This window comes from Paraburkholderia sacchari, from assembly GCF_000785435.2.
In the GTDB taxonomy this organism is placed as follows: domain Bacteria; phylum Pseudomonadota; class Gammaproteobacteria; order Burkholderiales; family Burkholderiaceae; genus Paraburkholderia; species Paraburkholderia sacchari.
Map to the genome: position 1 here is coordinate 597,709 of NZ_JTDB02000001.1, position 23,967 is coordinate 621,675.

The 23,967-nt window shown below is 56.7% G+C and carries 16 protein-coding genes and 4 pseudogenes; 17 read left to right on the plus strand and 3 right to left on the minus strand.

Annotation, left to right across the window (positions count from 1 at the left end):
- Window positions 1-7: 7 nt before the first annotated feature.
- The 5 genes and pseudogenes from NH14_RS02675 to NH14_RS02695 all read left to right on the plus strand — a co-directional run.
- The gene (locus NH14_RS02675) at window positions 8-760 is read left to right on the plus strand and encodes an amino acid ABC transporter ATP-binding protein (RefSeq protein WP_035531414.1); all 753 of its coding nucleotides are present in this window, start codon (window positions 8-10) and stop codon (window positions 758-760) included.
- 91 nt (window positions 761-851) lie between these two features.
- On the plus strand, window positions 852-1,682 hold the full coding sequence (locus tag NH14_RS02680) for a glutamate ABC transporter substrate-binding protein (protein ID WP_052148385.1): 831 nt from the start codon (window positions 852-854) through the stop codon (window positions 1,680-1,682).
- Window positions 1,683-1,749: 67 nt separating this feature from the next.
- A complete protein-coding gene (locus tag NH14_RS02685) occupies window positions 1,750-2,385 on the plus strand; it encodes an amino acid ABC transporter permease (RefSeq protein WP_035531416.1) in 636 nt (211 codons plus the stop codon).
- Complete coding sequence (locus NH14_RS02690; RefSeq protein ID WP_052148386.1) at window positions 2,382-3,185, plus strand: amino acid ABC transporter permease; 804 nt, start codon at window positions 2,382-2,384, stop codon at window positions 3,183-3,185. The genes NH14_RS02685 and NH14_RS02690 overlap by 4 nt, the downstream gene beginning before the upstream one ends.
- Before the next feature lie 111 nt (window positions 3,186-3,296).
- Window positions 3,297-4,396: pseudogene (locus NH14_RS02695) on the plus strand (IS256 family transposase); the annotation flags it as partial.
- Between the two features lie 7 nt (window positions 4,397-4,403).
- Here the strand turns inward: NH14_RS02695 and NH14_RS02700 are convergent.
- Window positions 4,404-5,675: an IS256 family transposase gene (locus NH14_RS02700; protein WP_407947124.1), complete on the minus strand. Its 1,272-nt coding sequence runs from the start codon at window positions 5,673-5,675 to the stop codon at window positions 4,404-4,406.
- 58 nt (window positions 5,676-5,733) lie between these two features.
- Here NH14_RS02700 and NH14_RS02705 point away from each other — a divergent pair.
- Together NH14_RS02705 and NH14_RS02710 are read left to right on the plus strand one after the other, a co-directional pair.
- Window positions 5,734-5,907, plus strand: a pseudogene (locus NH14_RS02705) (IS256 family transposase); the annotation flags it as partial.
- 96 nt (window positions 5,908-6,003) lie between these two features.
- A pseudogene (locus NH14_RS02710) lies at window positions 6,004-6,162 on the plus strand (transposase domain-containing protein); the annotation flags it as partial.
- Window positions 6,163-6,303: 141 nt separating this feature from the next.
- On the opposite strand, the pseudogene NH14_RS02715 reads toward NH14_RS02710, so the two are convergent.
- Window positions 6,304-7,234, minus strand: a pseudogene (locus NH14_RS02715) (LysR family transcriptional regulator).
- 176 nt (window positions 7,235-7,410) lie between these two features.
- On the opposite strand from NH14_RS02715, the gene gcvA reads away from it, so the two are divergent.
- The 10 genes from gcvA (at window position 7,411) to NH14_RS02765 (ending at window position 22,322) form a co-directional block, all read left to right on the plus strand.
- The gene (gcvA, locus tag NH14_RS02720) at window positions 7,411-8,316 is read left to right on the plus strand and encodes a transcriptional regulator GcvA (protein ID WP_035521708.1); all 906 of its coding nucleotides are present in this window, start codon (window positions 7,411-7,413) and stop codon (window positions 8,314-8,316) included.
- Between the two features lie 265 nt (window positions 8,317-8,581).
- Window positions 8,582-11,080 carry a CoA transferase gene (locus tag NH14_RS02725; protein WP_035521706.1) on the plus strand — a complete coding sequence of 833 codons (2,499 nt, stop codon included), beginning with the start codon at window positions 8,582-8,584 and terminating at the stop codon, window positions 11,078-11,080.
- A 173-nt stretch (window positions 11,081-11,253) separates the two neighbouring features.
- The gene (locus NH14_RS02730; RefSeq protein ID WP_035521704.1) at window positions 11,254-12,348 is read left to right on the plus strand and encodes an ABC transporter ATP-binding protein; all 1,095 of its coding nucleotides are present in this window, start codon (window positions 11,254-11,256) and stop codon (window positions 12,346-12,348) included.
- Between the two features lie 35 nt (window positions 12,349-12,383).
- Window positions 12,384-13,421 carry an ABC transporter substrate-binding protein gene (locus tag NH14_RS02735; protein WP_035521703.1) on the plus strand — a complete coding sequence of 346 codons (1,038 nt, stop codon included), beginning with the start codon at window positions 12,384-12,386 and terminating at the stop codon, window positions 13,419-13,421.
- A 13-nt stretch (window positions 13,422-13,434) separates the two neighbouring features.
- Window positions 13,435-14,697 (plus strand): ABC transporter permease, encoded by a 1,263-nt coding sequence (locus tag NH14_RS02740; protein ID WP_035521701.1) that lies wholly within the window; start codon window positions 13,435-13,437, stop codon window positions 14,695-14,697.
- Between the two features lie 4 nt (window positions 14,698-14,701).
- Window positions 14,702-15,541, plus strand: a complete 840-nt coding sequence (locus tag NH14_RS02745; RefSeq protein WP_035521699.1) for an ABC transporter permease — start codon at window positions 14,702-14,704, stop codon at window positions 15,539-15,541.
- Between the two features lie 93 nt (window positions 15,542-15,634).
- The gene (locus NH14_RS02750; RefSeq protein ID WP_052147781.1) at window positions 15,635-17,353 is read left to right on the plus strand and encodes a GMC family oxidoreductase; all 1,719 of its coding nucleotides are present in this window, start codon (window positions 15,635-15,637) and stop codon (window positions 17,351-17,353) included.
- 202 nt (window positions 17,354-17,555) lie between these two features.
- Complete coding sequence (acuI, locus tag NH14_RS02755) at window positions 17,556-18,539, plus strand: acrylyl-CoA reductase (NADPH) (RefSeq protein WP_035521698.1); 984 nt, start codon at window positions 17,556-17,558, stop codon at window positions 18,537-18,539.
- 278 nt (window positions 18,540-18,817) lie between these two features.
- The gene (locus NH14_RS02760; protein WP_035521696.1) at window positions 18,818-20,269 is read left to right on the plus strand and encodes a purine-cytosine permease family protein; all 1,452 of its coding nucleotides are present in this window, start codon (window positions 18,818-18,820) and stop codon (window positions 20,267-20,269) included.
- A 532-nt stretch (window positions 20,270-20,801) separates the two neighbouring features.
- A complete protein-coding gene (locus NH14_RS02765) occupies window positions 20,802-22,322 on the plus strand; it encodes a CoA-acylating methylmalonate-semialdehyde dehydrogenase (protein ID WP_035521694.1) in 1,521 nt (506 codons plus the stop codon).
- Window positions 22,323-22,957: 635 nt separating this feature from the next.
- On the opposite strand, the gene NH14_RS02770 is transcribed toward NH14_RS02765, so the two are convergent.
- Window positions 22,958-23,875 (minus strand): LysR family transcriptional regulator, encoded by a 918-nt coding sequence (locus tag NH14_RS02770; protein WP_035521692.1) that lies wholly within the window; start codon window positions 23,873-23,875, stop codon window positions 22,958-22,960.
- Window positions 23,876-23,967: the final 92 nt, after the last annotated feature.

Here is a 23,967-nt window from a genome sequence, read left to right on the forward strand (position 1 = left end):
GGTTGCAATGTCGAAAGTCACGAACATTCCTCTCATTTCTATCCGGGCTGTAAGCAAATTCTTCGGGACAAAGCAAGTCCTGCATGACATCAATCTTGAGGTTATGCCCGGCGAAGTTGTCGTTATTGTTGGACCCTCCGGGTCCGGTAAATCCACGCTGTGCAGATGCATAAACAGGCTGGAGACAATCGACAGGGGTGAGATCAGCATCGCTGGCCAAATCCAGCCGAAAGAAGGGAGGGCTTTGGCACGATTCCGATCAGAAGTCGGCATGGTCTTCCAGTCGTTTAATCTATTCGCTCATTTGACCGTTCTTCAAAACATAACAATAGGCCCTGTCAAGGTCCTCAAGCGGTCACCCGAAGAGGCGGAGGCGGACGCGCGCGACTTGCTCAGGAAGGTCGGGATCGCCGAAAAGGAGAACGCATACCCCGCGCAACTTTCGGGCGGCCAACAACAGCGGGTCGCGTTGGCGCGTTCGCTGGCGATGAAACCGAGAGTCATGCTGTTCGATGAACCGACTTCTGCGCTTGATCCAGAAATGGTGTCCGAGGTGTTGAATGTGATGGTCGAACTCGCGAATAACGGTATGACCATGATTGTGGTTACTCATGAGATGGGTTTTGCAAATAAAGCCGCCGACCGCGTCGTCTTCATGGACGATGGGCGAATTATCGAGGAGGGTCGTCCCGGGGTGTTTTTCAAATCACCGCAGTCCGATAGGGCGCAGGATTTCCTGTCGAAGATTTTAAGTCACTAATTTTCAGAAGGAGGGGCGTGGCTAGCACTGCAGGAGATCAAAGTAACCACTAACGGCTGAAGCCCATGATAACGAGATTGGAGATACTCAAATGAAAGTAGTAAAGCTGAAGGCAATTGTCGCGTTGTTAGCAGTGGGACTGACCTTGTCGGCGGTAGCCTCGGGTGAAACATTCCCGGCCGGCTCGACCATGGACGCAATACAGAAGAAGGGCAAGGTTGTCGTGGGGACGTCTCTCGATGGCCCTGGCTTTTCGTTGCTGAACCCAACGACCAACAAGGCAGAGGGCTTCGAGATCGATATTGCGCGGCAGCTGGCCAAGAGGCTGACGGGCTCGGAAAACAACGTCGAATTCGTTCCCGTGCTGAGCGCAAACCGGTTCGCGTTCGTACAAACCGGACGGGTTGATATCGCTCTAGCCACCGCCACCATCAACGACGAACGCAAGAAAATCATCGGATTCGCCGGACCGTACTATCTGGCTGGTCAGGACGTCATGGTTGGCAAGAACAGTGACATACACAGCCTGAGTGACCTCAATGGCAAAACGGTGTGCGTCGTAACGGGCACAGATTCGGGCGCGAATCTGCTCAAGGTGGCACCAAAGGCTGAGATTCACTCTCTGACGGATGAAAAGAGCTGCGCCGAGGCCGTCTCCGATGGTCGCTTCGCCGCTCTGACTGACGATGGCGCGGTTCTGGTTCCGTTTTTGAAACTGCAGCCGGATCACCTGAGGATTCTTGGCAAGCCGTTTACCAAAGAGCCGTACGGTATCGTTGTGAAGCACGATGACGTGCAGTTCAGGAACTGGATCAACGGCGAACTCGAGGCCATGATCAAGTCCGGTCAATGGCAGAGCATGTACGACAAAGACCTGAGGGACTTCGGCGAAGCGCAGGTTCCCACCATCGAGCGGTATTAATCGCGATGCATCGTTGGCCTGGCTGGCCAGGAACTCAGCCGGGCCGACTCCGGAGAGGGATTCGGGTATGTTCTGGGATTATGTTTTTCGGTTTGTACAAGGGATAGGCGTCACCCTCGAACTTTCTTTCTGTTCAGTCATCCTGGCATTCGTCGTCGGCGTCTTGCTGGCGATCATGCGGATATGTCCCTCGCCACCACTGCGCTGTTTCGCCTGGTGTTACGTCGAAGCGATGCGCGCGACGCCGATCCTCGCGCTTCTCGTCATGATCGTGTGGGGCCTTCCCAAGCTTGGCTTTATGTACTCCGAATTCTCTTCTTCAGTGCTGGCGCTCGGCCTCTATACCGCAGCGTGGATATCGGAGGCGATCAGGGCGGGAGTGGGTTCGATTGCGACAGGTCAGATAGAGGCAGCGCGGAGCGTCGGTATGTCGTTCGCGCAGATCCTGCATTTCATCGTGATCCCTCAGGCTGTTCGCTCGGTCATTCCATCGCTGAGCGGGATCATCATTGTCCACATCAAGACGACATCCATTGCGGCCGTTGCGGGAGTTCTGGAAATTACCGCTACGTCACAGATCATCAATGTCGAAACTGCTCAATGGTTGTGGTTCCTCGGGGCGGCGGCCTCTTACCTGGTACTTACCGTACCAACCGGGTGGATCTTCAAGGCAATTGAACAAAGGGCGGCGTTTGTACGATGAATGAAACCAGATTGCTGTACGAGCCACCGGGCCCCATCGGGATCGTGAGAAACCGGTGGTATGCCGTCGGGGGAGGGGCCTTCGTCGTGGCGCTGTCCTCCTCAGTTTTATATAGGCTGTATCAGAGAGGGCAGTTCGATCACGATCGGTGGGCGGTCTTTCTGAACACTCAGGTGTGGAGTTTTCTCCTGACCGGTCTGGAAGCCACGCTGTTGGTCGCAGCGATCAGCGGAATTCTCTCGTTCGCCTTCTCGATACCGATTGCGCTGATGCGGGTCTCCGATCAGCCCATTGTCAAAAAGATCGCGGAAGTCTTTATCTCGGCTTTTCGCGCGGTTCCGCTGTTGCTGCTGATCCTATTTATGGCGGTTCTTCTGCCAACCATTGGTGTGGCGTGGCCCGCCATTGCGTTTCTGGTCATCGCGCTGACCCTGCATCACTCGGCGCTGATGGCTGAGATAGTCAGGGCAGGTATCCTTTCCGTGCCGCGGGGGCAAGGGGAGGCCGCCCTCTCAATCGGGATGAGTCAGGTGAAGTCGATGCATTACATCATTCTTCCCCAGGCAATTCGCAGGATGATGCCTGCACTGATTGGCCAGTTGCTGGCCATTGTTCAGGATACTTCTCTCGGGTACATCATTCCTTACAACGAGCTGCTCCGTTGTTCGCAACTTATATCGACATACGCTCCACAGTCGCTGCTCCAGGCCGCATTCGTTTCGACGTTACTCTATGGTCTCGTCAGTGTAATACTGATGATCGTTCAGTTCAGGGTAAGAAGTCGGGTTCAAGGGAGCTAAAGTCGGAAGTGGTGTAAGGGGGAGTTGAGGCGGGAAGTTGAAGGCGGTGGAGGTTTCAGCTAAGAATCTGATTGTCGAAGTCGGAAACCAGCAAAAATCAAACCATCCACTATGAGCAAGGATACGGAAAAAGCAGTCGTCGGTCTATCGGGAGTCGGGCTTGGTCTGGACGAATTGGTTCGCCAGGGAGCGCGGCAGGTGATTCAGCAAGCGATCGAAGCGGAGTTGGCAGAGCTGATGGAGCGGTTCGCGAACGTCAAGACGTTGCACGGGCAACGCGCCGTGGTGCGCAACGGCTACTTGCCAGAGCGCGAGGTGTTGACGGCCGCCGGGCCGATTGCGGTGAAGGTGCCGAAGGTGCGCGATCGATCGGGGTCGGGCGTGAAGTTCAATTCGACGATCGTGCCGCCGTATGTGAGGAAGTCGCCTCGCGTGAGCGCAGCGCTGCCCTGGCTGTATCTGAAGGGCATCTCGACGGGCGACATGGGCGAAGCGTTGAGCGTGCTGCTGGGCGATGACGCCAAGGGCTTGTCGGCCATCGTGGTGAGCCGACTGAAGGCGCAGTGGGCCGACGAGCATGTGGCTTGGAGCCGGCGTGACATGTCTGAGTCGCACTACGTCTATTGGTGGGTCGACGGCATTCACATGGGGCTGCGCAGCGAGAACTCCGATGGGCAATGCTTGCTGGTCATCATCGGCGTGAAACCGGACGGAAGCAAAGAACGTGTGGCGATCGGCGATGGGTATCGCGAGACGAAAGCGTCGTGTCTGGAGCTGCTGCTCGACCTGAAAAAGCGCGGTCTGAAGGCAGGCCCACGGCTGGCAGTCGGCGACGGCGCAATGGGCTTCTGGGCGGCGCTGGAAGAGGTGTTCCCGGCGACGCGTGGCCAGCGCTGTTGGTTTCACAAGATGGGCAACGCACTGAACGCGCTGCCCAAGTCGCAACAGGCACGCGCGAAGGCCGACATGCAATCGATCTGGATGGCTGCGACCCGCGCCGACGCGCACGCTGCGTTCGATCGTTTCGTTGCGATCTATGCGGCCAAATATCCGAAGGCGACCGAGATGTTGAAGAAGGACCGGTAGAGCTTGCTCGCGTTTTACGAATTCCCTGAATTGAATCGACGTTCGCGATGGTGCGTCATCGCACGACACGTACGCATAACTGCGTGTCGGAACCTGTCCGCATTTTTGTGGGCGAGGCGGTTAAAGGAATCGTTACCCGCGCGCCTGCGTGAATCGGTCGCCAAACAGGATAGCAAACTGGTTCATCGCCGACTTCCAGTCGAAGGCGGCACGAACGGACTTTGCCAGGACATTGCGTAGCGCCAGCCAGAGCAGCTTGATGGCTGCCTCGTCATTCGGGAAGTGGCCACGAGTCTTGATGATCTTGCGCAACTGCATGTTCAGACTCTCAATGGCATTCGTTGTGTAGACAACGCGCCGGATCTCCGGTGGAAACGCGAAGAATGGCGTGACGTGCTCCCATGCGCGCTGCCATGACTGCACGATCATTGGGTATCTTAGGCCCCATGGGCCGTCCGCGAACGCCTGCAGCGCCTGCTGCGCGGCCTGCTCGCTGGCGGCGGAGTAGACCGGCCGCAGTGCCGCGGCAAGGGCCTTGCGGTCCTTGTAGCTGGCGTAATCCAGACTGTTGCGGATCAGATGCACGATGCAGGTCTGCACGGCCGTGCGGGGGTAAGCGGTGCTGATTGCATCGGCCAGTCCCTTCAGGCCGTCGACCACCGCAATCAGGATGTCCTGGCAGCCACGGACCTTCAGTTCGTTGAACCCCTTGAGCCAGAACTTCGCGCCCTCGGTCTGCTCGATCCACAGGCCCAATACATCGCGCTGACCATCCGCCTGAATGCCCAGTGCCAGATAGACGGCCTTGTTGCTGACCACGCCGTCGTCGCGGATCTTGACGCGCAGGGCGTCGAAGAACACCACCGGGTACATCGCATCGAGCGGACGGCTCTGCCAGAGCAGCGTTTCGGCCATCACCTCATCGGTGACCGAGCTGATGAAATCGGGCGATACCTCGGTGCCGTAGCTTTCGGCCAGAAAGGCCTGAATCTCGCGCACACTCATGCCGCGCGCGTACATCGCGATGATGCGCTCGTCGAATCCGGTGAAGCGGCGTTCGTGTTTGGGGATCAGGATGGGTTCGAAGCTGCCGTCACGGTCGCGGGGCACCTCCACGCGCACGGGGCCGCGATCCGTGATAACGGTCTTGCCACTGGCGCCGTTGCGCTCGTTGGCTTGCCCGGCTGGTTTGGACTGGCCCGGCGGGTAGCCCAAATGCAGGTTCATCTCGGCACCCATCGCGCGTTCGATGACCGCCTTGTTGAACGCCAGCATCAGATCCTGCACCTGGGCCGGCGTCATCGGTCCCTTGACCAGTTCGTCCAGCAGCGCCTTGGGCAGTTCAGGCAGCGGCCCTCGGGCCGCTGCCTGAGACGCCACCGTACGTTTCTTCTTCATCGGCATATCCATGATTTTTACCTCTCATGATATGCCTCACCCACAAAATGCCGGACAGGTCCGCGTGTCGCGACCGACCTTCCTCGGACTGGCATTCAAGCTGATCGAGGAAGCCGAGAAAACCTGGCGCCGTATCAACGGCCCGGAAAAGATCAAGCTGTTGCTCGAGGGCGTTGCCTTCAAGGACGGCGAACCGGTGCAAGACGATCGACCGGTTCAGCAGAAACTCGCCGCTTGAAATCGACCGCCATCAAAATGTTCGTACACCACTATTGACGTTAGCTCATGTTGAAGCCGATCTTAATATGAAGGAGCGGGCGCTAAAATCTCTTTCTACGGCCTTGTGTTGACGTGCCGGGCCTGCGGCGTCGCGCCGTGTGACTATCCCTGCACGTGCTCACCGAGCCGCAGCAGCGCGCCCGAAGCCGACGTCACGGATCTGCTGCCATTCAATTACGCCCGACAGCAGCAGGCCAAAGCAAAAACTGGCTGACTTACTTCCACTGCATCTACGCCAACATCGCCGGTCGATTCACGATCGCCACGACGCGGCTACGCTCGCTCCTCAACTGCCCATAAGGCACCGCTCCGTGTGCCGGAACGGCCGCTTACATTCTTCCGTAGTTGATCAGCGTTAGCAAAAGCCCCCAGATAATCGCTCTCGCAGATATTGCACCAGTGCGCGTACTGCGCTCGGTACGATCGGGCTATACGGTCGGATGGCGAAGATTCTATTTCCGAAAGCGCCGGACGGGTGCCATGAGCTGAGCAGCGGCACGAGATTGCCGACATCGACGTCGCGCCGCGCGCTGAGGTCTGGCAAGAGTGCGATGCCCAGCCCGCCCAACGCCGCCTCCCGCATTACCTCGCTATTGTTTGCCGCGAAGCAGCCACGTACCGGCACGCTTACCCGTGCTCGCCCCCGGCCGCTCGACTCGAAGCTCCATGCGGTCGGCTCGTTGCCGCGCAGGTAGCACAGGCAGTCGTGATCGGTCAGATCGTTCGGATGCGTCGGCGTACCGCGTCGGGCGAGATAGTCGCGGCTCGCGACGAGCAGCGAGCGCGTCTCGCAGAGCGTCCATGCGACGTGCGTCTGCGGCGCAGTCGTCGTATGACGAATCGCGAGATCAAAACCCTCCTGCGACAGCGAAAAAATCCGTTCCGACAGTTCTAGTTCGATACGCACGCCGGGATACCGCTCAAGGAACGCTGGAAACAGAGGCACGATCTGCTGCCCGGCCGAGTGCGACCGGCACCGTCACGCGTACAAGGCCGCGCGGCTCACCGGCCACGTCTTTCACGCGCGCGAAATTCCGCTCGATCGTTTCGTAGGCATCGCGTGTGCTGTCGACGAGCGTTTGCCCAGCTTCTGTGAGCCGCACGCTGCGCGTCGTACGACGCACGAGCGGCACGCCAGCCGCCTCCTCCAGATCTGCGATACGCTGACTCATCGCCGTTTTGCTGATGCCGAGTCGCTGTGCTGCAGCCGTAAAGCTGCCGGTCACGGCTAGCACCGTCAGCGAGTGGATGTGTGGCCAGACCGTCTGGACATTTTGGGGATTCATGCGATCATTATTCAGTAATCTGAACAGCGATTCATTCTTATTGACCTACCCGCACCGCTTTCGTTTGCCTCGACTGAGGCTTTCCTTATCAACGTTGTATGGGACGAGAGGGGCTGTTGAAGCAATAGAATACAAATATTTCTGGCTTCCTCTCAATCCACACGACGATTCGCAAGATGAAACGATTACCACCTCTCAACTGGCTACGTGCGTTTGAATCGTCGGCCCGACACCTGAGTTTCACCCATGCGGCAACCGAATTGAACCTGACCCAGGCTGCTGTGAGTCAGCAGGTGAAAGGTCTGGAATCTCAACTAGGGACGGCGTTGTTCAAGCGCCTGGCGCGCGGCATCGAATTGACCGAAGCGGGACTCGCATATTTGCCGGTCGTTCATGAAGCAATTGAGCGGCTTGCTGCGGCCACCGATGAAATTTTTGGGCAGGGACACCTGAAAGTGCTGACGGTACGCGTGAGCCTGGTGTTTTACACGCACTGGCTGTCATGGCGCGTGCCGGATTTTCGCAAACGACATCCGGACGTCAATCTGCGCATCACGAGCAATATTTGGGGAGGTGATAGCAGCGTCACTGATGTGGAGGCCGATCTGGAGATCCGCTACGGGCATGGAAAATGGGCAGGCCTGCGTGCCGAGCGATTGACCTGGGACACGCTGCTGCCAGTTTGCGCGCCGGGGTTACCTTCTCCGAAGGCGCCTCTCTCGTCGCCAAAGGATCTCGCGCATCACGAACTACTCCATGTGTTGGGTTACGAGGAGGGTTGGGGATATTGGCTCAAAAAGGCCGGTGCCTCGAAAGTCGATTCGTCGAAGGGGATGCAGTTCGACACGCTGATTTCCGCACTGAAGGCCGCTGAACTCGGGCAAGGGGTTGCACTCGCGAGATCATCACTTGTTGAGCGCATGCTGGGCTCCGGGCAACTAATCGCGCCGCTAAAGCCAAGTCTTCCGACCAGTGAGGCGTTCTACCTGGTGTACTCCCCTCACACCATCGTTAACCCCCATGCAGCTGCATTTGTCTCATGGCTAAGTGCACAGGCCCAGGAAGCGCACACGCGGTATTGACCGCGAGGCGGCATTGCGGAGGTGAGGCCGTGCATCTGGCCGGTTCCCGTCTGTCCGTTCGCTCATCTGAGGCATAAAAAAAACGTACCCATTACCGTTTTTTTATTGCTTTACCCAACACGTCATCTGGCCGAAAGTTGCCTCCATCCGGTTTGACCGCCAGCCCCCGCGTATCGATGCAGAGGCCGACCGTCACCGGAGTCACTCACAACATGATGATCGACAGTCGCGCAGCGCGACCAGTCTGGAGGCAACTCGGCAGATTATGGGAAAGAGCAAACAATTGCCGTTCAGCGGCGTGAAAGTTATCGATTTCGGCCAGTACATTGCGGGGCCTGCCGTTGCGATGATTCTCGCGGATCTTGGTGCTACCGTCATTCATGTCGACCCTCCCAATGGGCCGCTTTGGGATAGTCCGGCCAATGCGGTGCTGAACCGTAATAAGTATTGCTTACGGCTCGACCTGAAGACCGGGAAAGGCCTGGAAGAAGCTCAAGATCTCATCCGCCGCGCGGACATCGTCATCGAAAACTTCCGGCCGGGAGTGATGGAGAACCTTGGTCTCGACTTCGCGAAGTTGCGTGAAGAACGACCGCAACTGATCACGCTTTCGATGCCTGGTTTTGCCAGCAACGATCAGTTGCGTCGCGAATGGCGTGCTTTCGAGCCGATTATCGCCTCCGCGTCAGGCGTGTTTACAGATATGGGGCAGAACCGGGTCCTGATGGGGGTCAACCCAAGTTTCTCGCCTTTGCCGCTCGCATCCGCCTACGGCACCATGCTTGGGGTCTCGTCTGTCGCGTTGGCATTGCAGGCGAGACAGCACACCGGCGTGGGCGATGAAATTGAAGTTCCGCTAGCCTCGGCAGTCATGGAAGGACTCTCCTACAACTCGATCCATATCGAAAACTATCCTGAGCGGTACAAGACTCTGCGTGAAAAGGAAATCGAGCGACGCCGTTCGAATCATCTCCCGATGGATTTGACGTACGAAGCGCTGCAAGAATATCTGGATCCGTTCTACCGGACGTATGAGTGTGCCGACGGTCGCAAGTTTTACGCTGTGTGCCCATCGCATCGTTCACACGCGCGGCGCTGTCTACAGGCGATGGGGTTGTATGAAGAGATGCTGGCGGCCGGCTTGCCGCGAGTCGACGATCCGTACCTGCCGATTTCCGAGTGGGAAGGGGATGCGTCGCTGGGAGTCTATCCGTTGCCCGAACATTGGGCGAAGCGCATTTCGGCGCGCATGGCGGAAGTCTTTCGCACGAAAACCGCGGCTGAGTGGGAAAAGATTTTCGGTGAAGGAGGATTCCCAGGCGCGGCGCACCGGACCACGCAGGAGTGGTTGCATGACGAACATGCCAATGCTGCTGGCTTGGTCGTGAACGTCGACGACATCGAATACGGCGCGATGAAGCAGCCGGGACCGATCGCGTGGCTCGAAGATTGCGCAGAATCCATGCTCTCACCTGTGTCTCGCCGTCCGGTGACGTTCCAGGATGCGGTGAACATCCTGAATGAGCAACAGAGCGACGAACTGCCGCCCCAGTCGGAGCAGCGTTCGAAGGGGTGGCTCGACGGGGTGCGCATTCTCGATTTGACAAACGTGATTGCTGGGCCGCATTCGACTTCGTTTCTCGGCCGATTCGGCGCCGACGTCATCAAACTCGACCCCGTCGTGCCGAACTATGATCCGTGGAACACTGTGGTCTTCGGGATGTCTTCTGCCCGTGGAAAGCGAAGCGTGCTTGTCGATCTGAGTCATCCGGATGGGCGTGAGGTGTTCAATCGTCTCGCGCGATCCGTCGATGTGATCGTGATGAATGCCCCGGATCGTCAATTGGCCCCGCTGGGGCTGGACGAGGCAAGTCTGCGCTCCATTAATCCGGGCGTGATCTTTTGCCAGCTCGACTGTTTTGGGGGGCCGCGACGTGGGCCGCGGACCGACTATCTCGGCTACGACGATCTGGTCCAGGCGTGCACTGGCATCATGGTGCGATTCGGCGGCGGGATGCAGACGCCGGAAGAACATGCCCATGTCGGCACCATCGACGTGATGTGCGGATTTGCAGCCGCGCTGGGGGTCGCAGCCGCACTGTATCGCAAAGCCAAAACGGGCGAGGTCGGGCGTGCGAGAACTTCCCTATCGGCCCTTGGCAATCTGGTGCAGATTCCGTTCTCTCACGATTTTGAGAATCGGCCTCCGTTCGATGAGCCATCCGGCCGCGAAGTAAGCGGCACTGGTCCGATGTCCCGATTCTTCCGCGCAGCTGACAACTGGATTTATGTGGACACCAGCGAAAGCGAGCTGGACAAGCTAGATCGGGTGGAAGGCCTGAGCGGGATCGCGATTTCGAAGGATTCCGCCGCATTTCTCACATCGGCACTCGACACTGCCTCTGCCGAAACTTGGCAGACCCGATTGCAGGCTGCAAACGTCGCCGCGGCGGTGCCTGACAACATTGTCAATCTGCGCCGGAACAACAGCAGGCCTTGCGACGATCGTCCCGGTACCGATAACGGTAGCTATTCGTTCAGCATCTATGCGAACCATCCGAGCGGCCGGTGTGTCACGCAGCTCGACCCTTTCGCGATCCGCCCACGTCACGCCCGTATTCGCGCGATGTCGCCGGCCGAGAAATTCGGTGCGTCGACCCGTGCAGTCCTGCTCGAGTACGGATATAGCGACGCCGAGATCGCGACGCTCATGGCACGACATGCTGTGGGAGATAGCTGGGCCGAAGAATATTTGCCCAGCTAGGTGTTTCTCTTCGTCGAGTAACGCGAGGAATCGAAAATTCCAATGCGAAGTGTGGTGCAAAACGAGCCCCATAACACTGAGACGGTGCCGCTTCGCCAAGTCACTTAATTTGAAGCACGCCCGCCGTGTAATAGAACCGGCGGGAAGTAAATATTCTTATATTGGAGACAGCCATGCGGGATCAGACCAGTGCTCTCGTAAGTTTCCGTCACGTAAAGAAGACGTATGACGGCGAGACGTTAGTTGTCAAGGACCTGAATCTTGATATCCGGAAAGGCGAGTTTTTGACGTTGCTCGGCCCATCCGGCTCCGGAAAGACGACCTGTCTAATGATGCTCGCAGGCTTCGAGTACCCAACCGATGGTGAGATCTGGCTCGACGATCAGCTGCTGAATCGAATTCCGCCGCATAAGCGCAATATCGGCATGGTGTTTCAGAACTACGCGCTCTTTCCTCATCTTACGGTCGCGCAGAATCTGGAGTACCCACTCAAGGTTCGGAAAATTCCACCGAACGAACGAGACACAAGGGTAAAGCGAGCACTCGCAATGGTAGGAATGGAGAAACTGAGCAAGCGGATGCCCAGTCAGCTCTCCGGAGGCCAGCAGCAGCGTGTCGCTTTAGCTCGTGCGCTGGTTTTCAATCCGCAGCTCGTCCTGATGGACGAGCCACTCGGCGCGCTCGACAAACAGTTACGCGAACACATGCAGCTCGAGCTGAAGGCATTGCATGAGGAACTTGGGCTGACTTTCGTCTATGTCACGCATGACCAGAGTGAAGCGCTCACGATGTCAGACCGTGTCGCAGTGTTCGACCAGGGCGTGATCCAGCAACTCGATACCGTGGATCGTCTGTACGAGTCACCAACTAATCTCTTCGTCGCGAATTTCATTGGCGACAACAACCGCGTAAGCGGCACGGTCGTCGCGCGAGACGGCAGTTATTGCGATTTCCGGCTTGCCGACGGGACTATTGTCCGCGCGCTGAACGCTGGTTCCGCTGACGTCGGTAATCAGGCGACGGCGGTAATCCGACCGGAACGGCTGTCTGTCGAATCGCAGTTCTTGACGGGCGGAGGAAACGTTATCGAAACCGAAACGCTCGATGCAATTTATTTTGGCGACCACGTTCGACTGCGTTGCCGTGGCCCTGGAGAAGCAGAGTGCTTCGTCAAGGTGCCTCTTGAGCACGATTGGCAGTCTCATGTTCGCAATGGGAATCGAATTGCGCTTTCGTTCCGGGAAGACCACCTGAAGATTTTGAACTGATCTCGCTAATTTAAGCCGCAAAACAGGAGGAGACAATGAAATCCAGTTCTAAAGTAATCTGCGCTGCGTTGTTGGTGTCCATGTCGGGTACGGCTTTCGCCGACGGGCTGGTGACCGTCAATTATGGTGGGGCGGCTGGCGACGCTCAAAAGGCGGCATGGGTGGAACCGTTCGCGAAGGAGAGCGGTATTGCTACGAATGCCATTCCGTATACGGGCGATATGGCGAAAGTGAAAGCGATGGTGGATGCCGGGAACGTCACGTGGGATGTATTGGAGGTAGAGGCGGCGGACGTCGGTCGTGGGTGCCAGGATGGTCTCTTCGAGAGACTCGATTGGTCGAAAATCGCTAACAAAGTCGACCTGATGGCCGGCGTTGTCACGCCTTGCGCAGCCGGAACGTTTGTATGGTCGACGGTACTTGCATACAACCCCGCGCTTACCAAAGGCACACCGCAAGGCTGGAAGGATTTCTGGAACGTCAAGAAATTTCCCGGAAAGCGCGGCATGAAGAAAGAGGCTCGCTATAACCTGGAGTTTGCGTTGATGGCTGACGGCGTGGCTCCGAAGGACGTTTACACCGTACTCGGTACGCCTGCGGGTGTCGATCGTGCATTCAAGAAAATGGATGAACTCAAGCCTTATATCCAGTGGTGGGAGGCAGGCGCTCAACCTCCCCAGTTCCTGATTGCGGGCGATGTGGCTATGTCGACGGCTTATAACGGGCGTATCGACGCAGCCAAGCGTGCGGGGAACAAAAATCTCGGCATCGCGTGGGATCAGAGCATTTACGAGCTGGACTATTTCGTTATTCCGAAGGGATCGAAGAATAAGGACGCAGCTCAAAAGTATATTTCGTACGTGCTCAAGCCCCAGCCTCAGGCCACGTTTGCGCGGAAGATCCCATATGGTCCGACCAACAAGGCCGCACTCAAAATGCTCGACGCGGCGGAACTGGGGGCGCTTCCTAACTCAGCTGAAAACGGAAAAACAGCTATCGCCAATAGTGTCGACTTCTGGACAGATCACGGCGACGCGCTCGAACAACGTTTTACCGCGTGGGCGGCGAAGTGAAGAGGAGAGAAGTATGAGCACTTTAACTTCGCGGCAGCAGAGTGAGCACGCGCGCCAGCTTAAACGGTCGCTTCGATCCGTACAATTCCGTAAGGAGTCGGTGGCAGTGGCGCTGGTGGCGCCGCTCGCCCTGTTTATCCTGGTGGTTTTCGTGATGCCGGTGGCGTCGATGATCTCACGATCGATTCAGAGTCCCGAAGTGGTCGACGCGCTGCCAAAGACTACCGCAGCGTTGCGACAATGGGATGGTCGGTCGCCTGTTCCCGATGAGGCCTATCGGGCGCTGGCGCTCGATGTGGAACGAAATGGTGGAAACAACGACTCCGGATCGGCGGCCGGTCGGCTGAATGGCCAAAAGGACGGATTCCGGTCATTGTTCTACAAGACAACCAGCGCATTGCCTTTCGGCGATAACGACGCGGCGATTCCCGTACAGGAAATGAAGAAGCGCCTGATTGAAATCGATCCTCGCTGGAGCGACGCGAGTTACTGGCACGCAATAGCCAACGAATCGTCTCGATACACCGCCCAATTTCTCCTTGCGACGATCGACTATCGTGAGAATTCGGATGGGCGGATGGTACCAGTCGAAAGGGGCGCCTCCGCATATCGCGCAGTGTTCATGCGAACCTTCGCGATCAGCGGACTCGTTACCCTCACGACGATGTTGTTGGGTTATCCGCTTGCCTATTGGATCTCGATTTTGCCGGCTCGAAAGGCAAATCTCGTGATGATCCTCGTGCTTCTCCCATTTTGGACGTCGATTCTCGTGCGAATCTCCGCATGGATAGTACTCCTCCAGGGGGAAGGTCTCGTCAACAAGGCATTGATGGCACTCCACGCGATTTCGACGCCATTGTCGCTTCTGTTCAATAGAACAGGGGTTCTGATCGCGATGACCCATATCCTTTTGCCGTTTATGATTTTGCCGCTCTACAGCGTCATGAAGTCCATTCCTTCGAGTTACACGAAGGCGGCGATTTCTCTGGGAAGTCACCCGTTCGGCGCGTTCTGGAAAGTGTACGTGCCGCAGACCTTGCCCGGCGTCGGAGCAGGAGGGCTTCTGGTGTTTATTACTGCGCTGGGTTACTACATCACCCCGGCGCTGCTTGGCGGTGCGGGCGACCAGATGGTCAGCTACTACATCGCATATTTCACCAACGTGGCCCTGAACTGGGGGATGGCGTGTGCGCTCGGAGCGGTCCTGCTTCTGGTGACACTGATCCTCTTTGGGCTCTACCGGAAGATCGTCGGTACAGAGATGAAGGTGGCCTAACATCATGAAGACTATCATGCCGCGTTTCGCACCCTACATGTCCACGACGGAAGTCGCGTGGCATTACGTCCTGCGGTCGACGAATGTCCTGGTTCTGTTGTTTCTGATCTTGCCGATACTCGCGATCATTCCACTATCGTTCAATGAGAACTCATTTCTTGTTTATCCGATACACGGGTTCACATTCAAGTGGTATCACCATTTGTTCACGTCTGCGGACTGGGCCCGTGCAGGCGCCAATAGCTTTATCGTGACACCGATCGCGACGCTAGTCGCGACCGTTCTTGGAACACTTGCAGCATTGGGGTTGAACAAGGCAACGTTTAAGGGAAAGGGTTTGCTGGTTGCGGTCCTCATTTCTCCGATGATTGTTCCGGTCATCGTCACCGGTGTCGGAATGTATCTCCTGTTTGCTCGTTGGGGGTTGGCCGGAACGTACCTGGGACTGGTTTTCGGACATGTGGTGATCGCTGCGCCGTTCGTCGTGGTCACGGTCAATGCCACGCTTGTCGGATATAACCAGAACTATGTCAGGGCAAGCCTGAGCCTGGGTGCGTCACCCGTGAGGACGTTTTTCGCCGTCACTTTGCCGATTATTGCACCTGGCGTTATTTCCGGCGCGCTATTTGCATTCGCGACGTCACTGGACGATGTCGTGATCACCATGTTCATCGCAGGCCCGACACAGGGAACGCTCCCGCTTCAGATGTTCATCGGAATTCGCGAAAACATTACGCCTACGGTCGCTGCGCTTGCAACAATTTTCATCGTCTTTTCTAGTCTGCTGCTTATCACCATGGAATGGTTGCGCTTCAGATCCGCAGTCAGGCAGACGCTAGCTTGATGCTGCCTGGACTGTCGATCATCGGATGTACTTCTGCGAAGGAAGATGTCTGGAGCGAGGAGCAGTCGATATGCACCAAATCGAGGAGGTAGGATGTCTGCAGGAAAAGTTAACGAACCCCGCTTGAATCAATCGGTTGGGGAGTTCGACTACATTGTGGTTGGAGCAGGTACCGCTGGATGTGTTGTCGCGAATCGCTTGAGCGAAGATGACAACGTATCCGTGCTGCTGATCGAGGCTGGAGGAAAAGACGACTACCATTGGATTCATATCCCCGTGGGTTATCTTTACTGCATCGGAAATCCTAGAACTGATTGGCGCTACAAAACGTGTGAAGAAGAAGGTTTAAATGGAAGAGCACTGGCATATCCTCGAGGCCGGGTTCTTGGTGGTTGTTCATCAATCAACGGCATGATCTACATGCGCGGTCAAAGAGAGGACTACGACCAATGGGCACAAATGACGGGTGATTCGTCATGGCGATGGGAGTCGGTTCTCGAGACGTTCAAAAAAAGTGAGGATTATTACGGTGGCGAGAGTGACTCTCATGGCGCCGGAGGCCCATGGCGTGTAGAAAAGCAACGATTGAAATGGGATATTCTCGAAACGTTTGGGAAAGCTGCACAGCAGGTCGGCATACCTGCAACCGATGACTTCAATAGAGGTGACAACACCGGCGTCGGGTACTTCGACGTCAACCAGAAAAATGGCATCCGGTGGAATGCATCCAAGGGTTATCTTCGACCTGCGGCAAAGCGCGGAAATCTCACGATCCTGACCAACGCGCAAACAAAGAGGCTTCGCTTCGACAATATGCGTTGTACGGGAATCGAGTTCAATTTGGGCGAAACCCAGTGTGTGGCTAGAGCCAGGCGTGAAGTGGTCCTTTGCGCGGGGGCCATTAATTCTCCTCAATTGCTGGAGCTGTCGGGAGTCGGAAATGCCGATCGCATTGCGAAGCTGGGAATCGAAGTGGTCAAGAATTTGCCAGGCGTTGGCGAGAATCTGCAAGATCATCTGCAGCTACGCATGGCATTTAAAGTCGATGGCGTGCGGACTTTGAATACTCTCAGTGCTCACTGGTGGGGGAAATTGATGATTGGCCTAGAGTACGGATTACGTAGAACCGGGCCGATGGCAATGGCGCCGTCGCAACTTGGCGTATTTGCGAAGTCCGATCCGAACGACAAATCACTGACGCGCCCCGATGTCCAATACCATGTGCAGCCACTTTCGCTCGAACGATTCGGTGAGCCTCTTCATCCGTTCGACGCGTTTACCGCGTCCGTTTGTCAATTGCGACCGTCGTCACGGGGTAGCGTGCACATTACGTCGAGTGATCCATTGATAGTGCCAAGAATTGCGCCCAACTATCTGTCGACGGAGGAAGACCTTCATGTTGCGGCCAACGCGCTGCGGCTAACTCGAAGCATTGTCGCAGCACCCGCACTCGAACAGTTTCGGCCTAAAGAAATCCTTCCCGGCATTGAATTTCAGACCGAAGAAGAGTTGCGATATGCGGCCGGAAACATTGGAACGACCATCTTCCATCCGGTCGGGACATGCCGAATGGGCAAGGCGGGTGATCCGAACTCGGTCGTCGATTCCCGGCTTCGTGTGCATGGTGTGAGCGGCCTACGGATCGTAGACGCTTCGATCATGCCAACGATCACGTCGGGAAACACGAATTCGCCAACGTTGATGATCGCGGAGCGCGCCAGCGAGATGATTCGAGCCGATCGGAAGCGAGAAAGTATATCCACGGAGATAAATTCGAGGCCGAGCGTTGTCGGCATGAAGGCGGCGCACTGACCGATACCGTTTTGCCGATACCGAGGGCCGTCGGGGATCTTGCGTTCTATAGCGACGGACCGGGGTATTGCGGTTGACAGCACTGTTTCGGCGCAAACCGAGGCTTGCTGCTCCAAATGGACTATAGAGAGGCGGGGCGAGGTGGATTCACCTCTGTCTGGACTGCCATCGTACGCCCCGTACTACGGGAAAAGGAGTCCGTATGTTCAAGGGAATTCTGATTGAGAAGGATGAGGCAGGCTACTACGCGACGCTTAAGGATATCGACGAGGCGCAGTTGCCAGATGGCAATGTAACCATACGTGTGAGTCATTCGACACTCAATTATAAGGATGGGATTGCGATAACAGGGCGCGGTCCGGTGGTGCGACGATTTCCGATGGTGCCAGGCATCGACTTGGTCGGTATCGTGGAAGACAGCAGCCATGGCGAATTTCGAAAGGGCGACCACGTTCTGCTCAACGGCTGGGGGGTTGGCGAGCAGCATTGGGGTGGCCTTGCGCAGAAAGCTCGTCTGAACGGCGACTGGCTTGTGCCGCTGCCCGAGCAATTCACGCCTCAACATGCGATGGCGATCGGTACAGCGGGTTTCACCGCAATGCTGTGCGTGCTTGCTTTGGAGCGACACGGCGTGACGCCAGACAAGGGCGAAATCGTTGTTACCGGTGCCGCGGGTGGGGTCGGCGGCGTCGCGATCGCAGTACTCTCGAAGCTTGGCTATTCAGTGGTTGGAGTCACAGGTCGCGTCGCGGAGACCGATTACGTGAAGCAACTCGGCGCAGTCGAAGTGCTTGACCGCCAGGGGTTTTCCGAGCCAGGTAAGCCCTTGGCGCGCGAGCGCTGGGCGGGAGCAGTCGATGTGGTTGGAGGTCATACCTTGGCCAATATTTGCGCCAGCACTCAGTATGGCGGCGTCGTTACGGCCTGCGGCCTGGCTGGCGGGATGGATTTCCCGGCTACGATGGCGCCGTTCATCCTGCGAGGCGTGACACTGGCGGGCATCGACAGCGTGATGTGCCCACGTGCGGACCGTCTCGTCGCGTGGAGGCGACTTTCTACCGATCTCGACCAATCGAAGCTAAGCCTGATCTTCAACGAGGTTGGCCTTGCCGAAGTAGTTCCGTTGGCTACGAAATTGCTCGACGGGCGGTTGCGTGGGCGTGTCATCGTCAATGTCGACATCTGAAGGAAGTAGCGAGCAGAACTTCATGGAACATGAGGAATGGTAAGTGGAGCTTAAAAAGTTCGCGTATACCAAATCCCTGCTCTGAATACGAAGAACTCGAACGATGGACGACCAATGAAAATCCGTGGGTTGCGCCGGTTCAGGGTGATACGTTTCCTTGACGTTGGATCGTATTGATCAGTTACCTCATGCGGAAAGATGATTGCCCGCGTGCAGGTCGCATGTTTGGGCGCGGTGCCTCGACATTGCCGCCTATATCGAAAAAATAGGAGACGCATATGCAGCAGAGTACCTCGTCCGTTTCTCGGACCCGACCCAAGATCAGCCTGACCGTTGAGCGGCGTTCAATCGGCTATGTGCCGTTATCCGAACGACATGGAAAAGTATGGCACTTGGGGCCCATCTGGTTTTCGGGCAACGCGCAAATCGCGACGCTTGCAGTGGGTGCGATCGGTAGCGCCATGGGTGCAAACCTATTGTGCACGGCACTCGCCGTGGTGCTCGGCTCCGCGCTGGGATCGTTCTTCATGGCATTCCATTCGACCCAAGGCCCGCAACTTGGTCTGCCACAGATGATCCAGTCGCGTCCTCAATTCGGCTACATGGGCGCGCTTCTCGTTTGGATCGTCGCGCTTGTCACTTACGTCGGTTACAACGCATTCAATCAGGTGCTTGCTGGCGATACGATTCATCATCTGATCCACGCCGACACGACAGGGAGTCTAGTTATATTTACCGTGCTATCGCTTACTGTTGCGGTCCTCGGGCATGACTTGATTCATAAGGCGCAGCAATGGCTTGCCGCAGCCATGATTGTCGTGCTTACCGTGTTTTGTGTGGGTCTGATATTCAACGTTCACTTTGATTCAGCACAATTCAGCATGAGTGGCTTCCGGACAATCCCGTTTTTTGCGCAGTTCTTCGCAGCGGCAGCCTATCAACTGAGTTGGTCGATCTATGTCTCTGACTATTCGCGCTATCTACCACCGAACGTTGGTGTCCGGGCTTCGTTCTGGTGGACCTATCTCGGTGCATTTATCGGCGGTACATGGATGATGCTTGTCGGTGCTGCGGCAGCAGCGTTGTATGCGAAGCTCGATATTTCTGCGGCAGTCCAGGCCGTAGGCAATGGGATCTATCCGGGATTGGGCACGGTGACTCTTGTACTGTCGCTGGCGACGTTGGTGACAATGACGAGCCTCAATTTCTATGGCGCGTCGCTCACGCTATTGAGCATCGTCGATTCATGTCGGCCTTCGCGTCCAACCACCAACACTCGCCTTGTCAGCCTTGTGATCGTCGCTATAGCGGCGACAACTCTTGCACTGGGCGCGTCGGGTGACTTCATGACGAAATTCGGCGATTTCCTGGGAATTCTCCTGTACTTGTTCACCCCATGGACCGCGATCAACCTTGTCGACTTTTATCTGGTGCGGGAAACCACTTATTCGGTGAGGGAAATCTTCAATCCAAACGGGATGTATGGGCGATGGAATTGGCGAGGACTCACAGCATACTTCGTTGGATTTGCCACGATGATTCCGTTCTTCTCGAACGGGATCTATACCGGACCGGTGGCTCGCTTGCTTGGTGGCACGGACGTCGGCATGGTCGTCGGTCTTGCGGTGTCAGCGGGTATCTACTACTGGATGTGCCAGTCACTCGATATGAAAGCTGAACGGATTCGTGCTCACGTGGCAGATACGGGGCTCGATCCCAGCGTAAGGTAGTGTAGTGTGACTCACGCAGTCGCGGTGGATCCATGACGCCTCCGCGATTGCCCGCAGACGTTGTTATGTTTGCGTCTTTTACCGTAAACAATACGGTGACTTGTTCGGCTCGAAGCTTAATGCAGTCGCCTCATTGCCACGTAATGTAATTCGTAATCCTGATGTATTAGTTTATTAAGATGCACGTGTGTGCCGCGCCGCGCCAGATAGTTTGTCGCGCAACGAGTAGCGAGCACGTTTTGCAGAGCTTCCAACGTTACGCTGCGCGTAGTTCAGCGAACGAGCGGCACGACGGCCGCTTCGTCGAGATCGGCTTATTGCCGCTTTGCTGATGACAAGCCGATGTGCCGCGGTTGTGAAGCTTTTCGTTGTAGTTGGTGCCGTGAGGAGGGAGATGCTGCCAAAGGTCAAGACATTTTGAAGATTGATTCTGAGATTATTCGGAATTCTGAACAGTGAATCAATCTTACTGATCTTTTCCCATACCCCTCATTTACCTAGACTGAGGACTTCCACATCAGGAGACGAAACAATGACTTCCGTACCCGCATTCACCTCGACCGACGATGTCGGCCACTACATCAATGGCAAGCGTGTTGCCGGTCATGGCGAGCGCTTCCAGGAGGTGTTCAACCCGGCAGCCGGCCAGGTGGCGCGCCGCGTCGTACTCGGTGGCCCAGACGAAGTGCAGCAAGCGGTTGCCGCTGCGCACGCAGCGTTTCCGGCATGGTCCAATATGCCGCCCATCCGTCGTGCGCGCGTCATGCAGCGCTTTCTGCAACTGATGAACGTACATTGCGACACGCTTGCGGCAATCATTACCGCAGAGCACGGCAAGGTGTTCTCCGACGCACAGGGCGAAGTTGCGCGTGGGATCGATATCATCGAGTTCGCGTGCGGGATTCCGCAGTTGCTCAAGGGCGATTTCACTGATCAGGTTAGCACCGGCATCGACAACTGGACGATGCGTCAGCCGCTCGGCGTCGTTGCCGGTATCACGCCGTTCAATTTTCCGTGCATGGTGCCATGCTGGATGTTCCCGGTTGCAATCGCGGCTGGCAATACGTTTGTGCTGAAGCCGAGCGAGCGCGATCCTTCGGCATCCTTGTTCATGGCTGACCTGTTGACCCAGGCTGGCTTGCCAGCTGGCGTCTTCAACGTCGTGCAGGGCGGTAAGCCGGTGGTCGATGCGCTGCTCGATCATCCGGATGTTCATGCCGTTAGCTTCGTTGGGTCGACACCGATCGCCGCATACGTGCAACAGCGTGGTGTGCAGCAAGGCAAGCGCGTGCAGGCGCTCGGCGGTGCGAAGAATCATCTTGTTGTGATGCCTGACGCGGACCTGGAAAAATCGGTCGATGCGTTGATCGGTGCCGCGTACGGCTCGGCTGGCGAGCGTTGCATGGCGATCAGTGTCGCGGTGTTGGTCGGTGACGTCGCGGACAAGATCGTGCCGATGGTTGCCGAGCGCGCGCGTACCCTGGTGATCGGCGACGGTATGTCGCCTGAGGTCGAGATGGGGCCGATTGTTAGCGGCGAAGCACTGAAGCGCATCGAAGGCTATATCGATCAAGGTGTGAAAGAAGGTGCCCAACTGGTCGTTGATGGCCGGGGTCTGCGTGTGTCGGGGCGCGAGTGCGGCTTCTTCACTGGCGGTACTTTGTTTGATCACGTTACGCCCAACATGCGTATCTATAAGGAAGAAATCTTCGGACCGGTGCTCGCGTGCGTGCGCGTGAAGGATTTTGCGGAAGCGGTCGAGCTGATCAACGCGCACGAGTTCGGAAATGGCGTGTCGTGCTACACGAGTGACGGTGGGATCGCGCGCGAGTTCGCTCGACGCATCCAAGTCGGTATGGTCGGCATCAATGTGCCGATCCCGGTCCCCATGGCCTGGCATGGCTTTGGAGGCTGGAAGAAGAGTCTGTTCGGCGACATGCACGCGTATGGCGAAGAAGGCGTGCGGTTCTACACGAAGCAAAAATCGATCATGCAGCGCTGGTCCTCGAGCATCGGCAAGGGCGCGGAATTCGCAATGCCGACGGCTAAGTAAGCGCCAATAGGCCCGGTGCATCGACCGCCGGGCCTATTCGTGTCGATTGAAGGAAAATGAAAGTCGACTTATTTTTGTGTCGAGATGACTTACGAGAAAACTGATAGGTCGTTGTTGTGTGAGCGCTAGTCGCCAGGTTTTCATTTTGCCGGCGGAACTTGCTTTTAGTCTGTTCCCCGTTTAGGCGATTTGGTACTCAAGTTCTTCCGGTCCTCTTTCGATAACACACTGAGATCTGCAGGTTTGACTTCAGTAAACGGCCAGCGCCCAAGACTTCTACCGCGCGTTCCTGTATTGACGGCGGACGCAGTCTGTCCGCGATTCGGGCTGAGTAACTGACAAGTCTCCGGCTCGAAAAATCGCGCAATGGCTTCGAGAATTTCAAGCGTGGGATTGCCCTTTCCATATTGGATAGAGCCAAGCGTGCCATCTCCTGTGGGTTCTGGTGCATCCCTCCCGGCTGCAGCACACCTTGGCCCATTGCAAGCAGAGGCGCATCGTAATAGCTGAGAGCTGCACCTACGTGCATCGTGCGAGCCGGTGCGGCAGGTATCCGAAAGAAAATGGAACGCTTTGGATATAGTGAAGAAAGCCGTATTTAAAGGTGAACGACGGATCCTGGAATCGTCGGGACGCTATGCCCGCTCGGGTATGCCGCTCGTAAGATGCCGCAATTCGTCCAACAGTTTTACTGCGGGGGCGGGCAGGATTCCGTCGCGACGCCTGAATGCAGTGAGTGTACGCGGGGCCTCTAGTCCGTCGATTTTCAGCCGATCCATAATGCCCGCCGCCTTCTCCATGTCGTACATTGGTTCCGACATCCAAGTGATGAACCCTGAACGTGCCACGAGGCTCTTGATGAGCGTCACAGAGCGCGTTTGTACCGCAATTTCGGGGAAGGGGACTCCTGCTGTCGCGAACGTCGATTTCATGTGTGCGTATGGACTGGTCCCCTCTGGTGTCAGGGTCCATTGCTGCGACAGCGTGTCTTCGAGACGAAGCTGGCGCTTGCGTCGCAGGGGATGGTTCGCGGAGGCGACAACGTGGCTGTAATCGGTCCAGCGGCAGTCGGCGATGGCTGAAATCTCGTCGGTTTGAACGTCTGATGTTGCGAGTGCGATGTCGATCTCGTGTGTTAAAAGGCCTTCCGCAAGCTTATCCCAAACGCCTTCGTGCGCCTCGACGCGAAGGTTTGGCCATTTCTTCAAAACATTACCCAACGCGACCGGCAGCACGAGAGTCGCAATGCTGGCTACCGCCCCCACTTTGATCACTCCTTTTTTGAGTCCGCGCATCGCATCGAGTTCTTCTTGTGCATTTTCGGCGTCTCGCTGAAGCGACATTGCATGCGGCAGCAGCGCCTCGCCTATCGCCGTCAGTTGCATACCCTTGGCATGACGTTCGAACAAGGGTGACCCGACAGTCGATTCAAGTCGTTTGATGGCGCGGCTCAGTGCCGGTTGCGTTAATCCGAGTGTGCTTGCTGCACGTCCCAGACTGCCGCAATCGACGATGGTTGTGAACATGTGCAGCTGTTGAAGGCTGAAGCTCATAACGGAGATGGGGGACACAAAAAAGGGGAGCTTGGTGCAAGCGTTGCACAGATTACATCCATGTATGGCGTCGGTATTTTCCCTGAGTCGCT